The 6,049-nt window shown below is 72.0% G+C and carries 8 protein-coding genes; 7 read left to right on the top strand and 1 reads right to left on the bottom strand.

From position 1 onward, the window contains the following. From VFZ92_RS17805 to VFZ92_RS17775, 7 genes are all read left to right on the top strand, one after another. On the top strand, nt 1-826 hold an 826-nt coding region (locus VFZ92_RS17805), incomplete at its 5' end, for a hypothetical protein (protein ID WP_414719923.1). 17 nt (nt 827-843) lie between these two features. After that, nucleotides 844-1,596 carry an ESX secretion-associated protein EspG gene (locus tag VFZ92_RS17800; protein ID WP_330877062.1) on the top strand — a complete coding sequence of 251 codons (753 nt, stop codon included), beginning with the start codon at nt 844-846 and terminating at the stop codon, nt 1,594-1,596. A gap of 157 nt (nt 1,597-1,753) precedes the next feature. Beyond that, on the top strand, nt 1,754-2,059 hold the full coding sequence (locus tag VFZ92_RS17795) for a hypothetical protein (RefSeq protein ID WP_330877061.1): 306 nt from the start codon (nt 1,754-1,756) through the stop codon (nt 2,057-2,059). A gap of 3 nt (nt 2,060-2,062) precedes the next feature. Next, the gene (locus tag VFZ92_RS17790) at nt 2,063-3,250 is read left to right on the top strand and encodes a transglycosylase SLT domain-containing protein (RefSeq protein WP_330877060.1); all 1,188 of its coding nucleotides are present in this window, start codon (nt 2,063-2,065) and stop codon (nt 3,248-3,250) included. 44 nt (nt 3,251-3,294) lie between these two features. After that, nucleotides 3,295-4,461, top strand: a complete 1,167-nt coding sequence (locus tag VFZ92_RS17785; RefSeq protein ID WP_330877059.1) for a pyridoxal phosphate-dependent aminotransferase — start codon at nt 3,295-3,297, stop codon at nt 4,459-4,461. A 58-nt stretch (nt 4,462-4,519) separates the two neighbouring features. Then, on the top strand, nt 4,520-4,675 hold the full coding sequence (locus tag VFZ92_RS17780; RefSeq protein ID WP_330877058.1) for a hypothetical protein: 156 nt from the start codon (nt 4,520-4,522) through the stop codon (nt 4,673-4,675). A 54-nt stretch (nt 4,676-4,729) separates the two neighbouring features. Continuing rightward, nucleotides 4,730-5,479, top strand: coding sequence for a potassium channel family protein (locus tag VFZ92_RS17775; RefSeq protein ID WP_330877057.1), 750 nt, complete (start codon nt 4,730-4,732; stop codon nt 5,477-5,479). Here VFZ92_RS17775 and VFZ92_RS17770 read toward each other — a convergent pair. After that, nucleotides 5,462-6,049, bottom strand: a complete 588-nt coding sequence (locus VFZ92_RS17770) for an HAD-IA family hydrolase (protein ID WP_330877056.1) — start codon at nt 6,047-6,049, stop codon at nt 5,462-5,464. The genes VFZ92_RS17775 and VFZ92_RS17770 overlap by 18 nt on opposite strands.

The following is a 6,049-nucleotide window of genomic DNA, read 5'->3' as shown; positions in this document are numbered from 1 at the left end:
CCAGTACACCGAGGCCAGCCGGGACGCGTTGAACCAGTTCCAGGTGCCCGGTCAGCCGCCGAACTTCGAGGTCACCGCGACCTCCTCCACGGTCGGTGCCCCGGTGGGCACCGGTATCCCCGGGCTCGGCAACGCCACCCCCGGCATCCCCGGCGGCAGTGCCGTCGGGTCGCCGGTCGGTGGTGTCGGTGGTGTTCCCGGTGGCGGTGTCCTGCCGCCCCCGCAGCTCCCCGGTGGCGGCACGCAGCTGCCCCCCGGTGGTGGCACGGGCATCGCGCCGCCGGTTCCCGGTATCGGCACGGTCGTCAACCCGCCCGCCGCGGCGGGCATCCCCAAGGGGGGTGGCGGTATCGGTCCCGGTCTGGGGATCGGGCTCGGGTTGGCCGGTGCCGCGGGGCTGGGTGCGGTGGCCGCCACGGCCAAGGGCGCGCGGCTCGTGCGGGGCACCGGTGGACCCGGTACCGGTGCCGCGCCGAAGGTTCCTGTGGTGAAGCCCGGTGTGCCCGGTGTGGGTGGCAACGGCACGATCGGTGGCGCGGGCAAGTCCGGTGCCGCCGGGATGCCCGGTGTGCCGGTGGACGGCGACGAGCGCGCGAACCGCGGCACGGGTGCGGCGGGTGCGGCCGGGGCGGCTGCTCGCGGTGGCGCCGTGCGCGGTGGTGCCGGGTCGATGATGCAGCCCGCCGCCGCGGCGGGCGGGCGGGGTGCCGGCGGTGACGAGGACGAGGAGCACGTGCGCAAGTACGGGGTCGACTCGGACGACGTCTTCGGCGACGATCGGATGGTCGTGCAGTCCGTCATCGGTGAGGAACCCCAGAACAAGTGACGTCCACGGGCTCGGTCGTGCTTTCCACCCTGGAGTTCGACGTCGTGTGGGAGGCCGCCCGCCTGACTCGGCGCAACGTCGCCCTCGACGTGCCCAGCCCTGGGATCACCCACGCTGAACGCGCGGAGTTCGTGCGGAACGCGTGGGCGTCGCTCGAAGGTCGTGACCTGGCCCGTGGTGGTCGGGTCGCGGCCGAGATCGCGGACGCGCTGGCGCTGCTGGGCAACCCGCAGGTGTCGATCGACCTCTGGATCTGGGCGGGTGGCCGGAAGATCAAGGGGCTGGCGGCCTCGGCGGGTGAGGACGCGGTGCTCGCCGTCGTCGACGGCGCCGAGGTGTGGCTGATCGAGGCACGGGGCAGCGCGCTGGCGGAGGCCGCCGTGTCCGTCGCGGGCGACATGCCCGCGGGCTTCGGGCGCTCGATCAGCCTGCCGAACGACGTGCTGCGCGAGGCGTCGGACGAGGCGGGCCGCAACCCGGAGAAGCTGGTGCTCGCCTTGGAGCGCAAGGGTTTGCCGTTGAGCGACGCGCAGGAGTTGGCGCGCATGGCCGAGGGCATGGGCACGCGCGGCCAGTTCGGTGCCGAACGCGGGCAGCACGGCGGACCCCCGGTGCGCGCCGGGCGGGTGGTGGCGTTCCACGACACGACCTCCGGCCGCTTCCTGCACCAGGTCCGCCCCAGCACGGACGGTCGGAACTGGAGCACGATCACGCCCGTCGACAACGCGCGCCTCGCGGCCTGCGTGTGGGAGCTCGTGCAGGAGGTCTGACCGCGGAACCGCGCCGCGCGCCACCGCGTCGATCCCGGTGTGGGACTCCGGGTGTCGAGTGAACCGAGCGACCTCTCCGGATGACTTTCCGCGATAAGCCGCGTCCGCGCCGCGGAACGGCTCTAGCATTCGAATGAACCATTCGAAGGGGGTTGGTGTGGCGGTCGCGAAGTTCAACGCCGAAGCGATGGACCAGTGCCGGAGCACGGTCTCCAGTCAAGCCGGACAATTCGGCGCGGTGGGGGACGGGTTCACCAACCTGTACGGAAATCCGGGCATCTTCGGCACGCTGGCGGGTTCCGGTGCGGTGGCGTCCGCCGCGTCGGGCGTGGACGAGGCCGCGGGCACCGAGTTCGCCGCCGCCGAGACGCTGCTCGGCAAGGTCGAACGGGCGCTCGACACGATCCAGCAGGCCGTCGCGAACATCGACGTCGACGGCGCCGACAACTTCCGGGCGGTGTGACCTGTGAGCGCGAAGGACGAGGTGGCGGCCCTGCCCGGCGGGCAGGCGGTCGCCGCGCTGGCGGAGAAGGTGGACGCGGCGCAGCCCGAGGCGGTGCGCGAGATCGCCACCCGCTGGAAGGAGGCCGCGGCGAAGTGCGGCGACAGCGGGAACGCGGTGCAGCGGTCGGTGAACCAGCTCGACGGCGCCTGGGAAGGCGGGTCGGCTGATGGATTTGTCGCCTACATGGGTGAATTCACCAAGAGTGGCAATTCGCTCAAGGACGCGTTGACCAATGCCGCCGCCGATCTGGAATCGGTGGCCGGGGCGTTGGAAACGGCCAAGACTTCGATCACCCGCATCTGCGAGGACCTGTTGAGCGCCGCGAAGCAGGCCCGGCAGAAGAACGCCGCGATGCCGCCCGAGGACGTCGACGGGATCATCAGCGCGCTGTGCGCCGACGCGGCGGGGGACGCCGGGCCGATGATCGAGACGGTCGAGAACGCGGTGAGCACGGCCGCGGGAGCGCTGAAGGGGAGGGCTTCGGGCATCGCGCCGAAGTTCTCGACCATGGCCGACCCCGGCGTGCAGGTGTTCGTGCCCGCGCCCGACAACCCGATCCAGTGGACCCCCACGCCGGAGGCCGGGACCACGACCTCCGCGGCCGGGACCGCGCCCGTGCCGCAGGAGGCCGCGCCCGCCGCGGCCCAGCAGACCGGAAGCGGGTCGTCCGGCGGCGGCTCCGGCTCCGGTGGCGGAGGAGGAGGCTTCAGCGGCGGTGGTGGCGGAGGAGGAGGCGGTGGCTTCGGCGGGTTCGGCTCCAGCGGCCCACCCCCGTCCAGCGGCCCGCCCCCCGGCAACGTCGACCAGTGGATCCGGGAAGCCATCAAGATCTTGCAGGCCAACGGGATCCCGGTCACCGAGGAGAACATCGACGAGATCTGGACGATCATCGAGAAGGAGTCCGGCGGCAACCCGCACGCGCTGAACGACTGGGACTCCAACGCCGCCGCGGGCACGCCGTCGAAGGGGCTGATGCAGTGCATCGACCCCACGTTCCAGGCGCACAAGCTGCCGGGGCACGACGACATCTACAACCCGGTGGACAACATCATCGCCGGGGTCCGGTACACGTTCTCGCGCTACGGCGGGTTCGAGGGGCATCCCGGACTGGCGTCCATGGCCGGTGGCGGCGGGTACCAGGGGTACTGAGGCGAACCGGCCCCGGTCGCGCCGCGCGGCACTAGCCTGGCGGTATGCCGGATGACCTGCGCCGCCTGACCACAGCCGCTCGGGCGGACGTGCCGCCGTTCCACGTGATGGACGTGATGTCCGCCGCCGCCCGTCGGCAGCGGACGCACGGGGACGTCGTCTCGTTCGCCGCCGGGCAGCCGTCCAGCCACGCGCCGACGCCGGTGGTCGAGGCGGCGCGGCGGGCGCTGCTCGACCAGCCGCTGGGGTACACCGAGCAGCTCGGCATCCTGGAGCTGCGGGAGGCCCTCGCCGGGCACTACGCGCGGCAGTACGGGTTGTCGATCAGCCCGGACGACGTCGTGATGACCACGGGGTCGTCCGGGGCGTTCCTGCTGGCGTTCCTCGCCGCGTTCGACCCAGGGGCCCGCGTCGCACTGGCCCGGCCGGGGTACCCGGCCTACCGCAACATCCTGCGCGCCCTGGGGTGCGAGGTCGTCGAGCTGCCGTGCGGGCCCGAGACCCGGTTCCAGCCGACCGTGGAGATGCTGGCGGACGTCGGACCGCTCGACGGGCTGATCGTCGCCAGTCCCGCCAACCCGACCGGGACCGTGCTCGACGCCGCCGAGCTGGCCGCGCTGGGCGAGTGGTGCGTCGAGCGCGGTGTCCAGCTCGTCAGCGACGAGATCTACCACGGCATCAGCTACGGGCGTCCGCTCGCGTGCGCGTGGACGACCTCGCGCGAGGCCGTGGTGGTCAACTCCTTCTCCAAGGCCTTCGCCATGACGGGGTGGCGGCTCGGGTGGATGCTGGTGCCGCCGCGGCTGCACCGCGCCGTCGACCGGTTGACCGGCAACTTCACGCTGTGCCCTCCCGCGCTCGCGCAGCACGCGGCCGTGGCGGCGTTCGAGCCCGAGTCGTACGCCGAGATGGGCGCGCTGGTGGACCGCTACCGGGAGAACCGCGACCTGCTGCTGAGCGGCCTGCGCGACGTCGGGATCGACCGGGTCGCGCCCGCCGACGGGGCGTTCTACGCCTACGCCGACGTCAAGCACCTGACCGACGACTCGCTGGCGTTCTGCCGCGGGCTGCTGGACGACACCGGCGTCGCGATCGTGCCCGGTGTCGACTTCGACCCGGTGCACGGGCACGAGTTCGTCCGGTTCTCGTTCGCGGGCGCCACCGCCGACATCCTGGAGGGGATGCGGCGGCTCAAGTCGTGGCTGGCCTGAGGAACTTCCCGGTCACGGCGATCGTTCACGAAGTAAGAGACCCAGGGGGAGGCGCGACATGGTCCGGATCATCGCGGTGCTGTTGGCGATCTGGTTGGCGCTGACGATCCTCGGCGCAGTGGTCAAGGGTGTGTTCTGGTTGGCCGTCGTCGGAGGTGTGCTGTTCCTCGGCACCGCGGCCTACGGAGCGGTCAAGGGCCGGTCGAAGACCTGAACCCGGTGCCCTGAAACGCTGGATAACCGCAGGTCGAGCGTTCACTATGGGGCGATGCTCCAAGCAGACGAACGACGCCTCGCCGAGTGGGAGGCGCGCGCCGAGTGGCCCCTGACGGGGTTGGCGGTCGTCTTCCTCGTCGCGTACGCCTGGCAGGTGCTGGACGACGGCGCCACGCCCGGCGTGCGGACGGGGCTGGAGATCGCGCTCTGGGTGGTCTGGCTGGTGTTCGCGGTCGACTACGTCGTGCGGCTGAAGCTGGCGGTGGACAAGCGGAAGTTCGTCGTCCGGCACCTGTTCGACCTGCTGGCCGTGGTGCTGCCGGTCGTGCGGCAGTTGCGGGTGCTGCGCCTGGTCACCGTGCTCAACGTGCTGAACAAGCGCCTCGCGGGCAGGATCCGGCAGCGCGTCGGCATCTACGTGGCGGGCGTGACGCTGATGGTCGGCCTGTGCGCGTCGCTGGCCGTGCTGGACGCCGAACGGCACCAGGAGAACGCCACCATCACGACGTTCGGCGACGCCCTCTGGTGGACGCTGACCACGATCTCGACCGTCGGCTACGGCGACCGCTACCCGGTGAGCTGGGAGGGGCGGATGGTCGCGGGCCTGCTCATGGTCGGCGGCATCGCCCTGCTGGGCGTCATCACCGGCACGATCGCGTCGTGGCTGGTGGAGAAGCTCAGCGGGGTCGAGCAGCAGCTGGAGAGGGCGGACGAGGCGCTGCTCACCGAGGTCCGCTCGCTGCGCGCGGAACTGGCCGAGATGCGGGCGGAGCTGAACGCCGGGTCAACCGAGCACGCCTAGGCGCACCAGCTGCTCGCGCGCGGGCACGGCGCCCAGCCACAGCACGCCGCCCATGCCCGCCTCCACCGCGCCGTCGATGTTGCTCTGCCGGTCGTCGAAGAACACGCAGTCGTCGGGCGTCGTGTCGAGCTGCTCGGCCAGCGCGGCCCAGATCGCCGGGTCCGGCTTGGCCACGCCCAGGTCACCGGAGAACACCAGGTGCCGGAAGTTCTTCGCCCAGGCCTGCTCCTCGACGGCCCGGCCGAACGACGACGGCGCGTTGGACAGCAGCGCGAGCGGCAGGTCGGCCAGCTCCTCCAGCAGCGCCAGGGACTCCGGGTCGGGCTGGAGCCACCCCTCCGTGTCCACTTCGGTCAGCGAGGCCGCCAGCGACGGCGACACGGGGGTCTCCAGCACGTCGCCGACGGCCCGCCAGTAGTCCAGGTCGGACTGCCCGCGGTCGTAGGCGTCGCGGGCGGCCCAGTACGCGTCGTCGAACCGGTCCACCGGGACCCCGAGCATCGACGCCAACGTCGGCAGCGCCGCCGTCCGGGTGCTGATGACCTCGCCGTAGTCGAACACGATCCACAT

It is taken from the genome of Umezawaea sp. (assembly GCF_036375055.1).
In the GTDB taxonomy this organism is placed as follows: domain Bacteria; phylum Actinomycetota; class Actinomycetes; order Mycobacteriales; family Pseudonocardiaceae; genus Umezawaea.
The sequence above is the reverse complement of the archived record's forward strand: the minus strand, read 5'-3'. Positions and strand labels throughout refer to the sequence as shown.

Bases quoted from the DNA above. Each gene is read 5' to 3' on its own strand.
- VFZ92_RS17785 (WP_330877059.1), top strand. From the start codon at position 3,295: ATGCCGGATGACCTGCGCCGCCTGACCACAGCCGCTCGGGCGGACGTG.
- VFZ92_RS17780 (WP_330877058.1), top strand. From the start codon at position 4,520: ATGGTCCGGATCATCGCGGTGCTGTTGGCGATCTGGTTGGCGCTGACG.
- VFZ92_RS17775 (WP_330877057.1), top strand. From the start codon at position 4,730: ATGCTCCAAGCAGACGAACGACGCCTCGCCGAGTGGGAGGCGCGCGCC.
- VFZ92_RS17770 (WP_330877056.1), bottom strand. From the start codon at position 6,049: ATGTGGATCGTGTTCGACTACGGCGAGGTCATCAGCACCCGGACGGCG.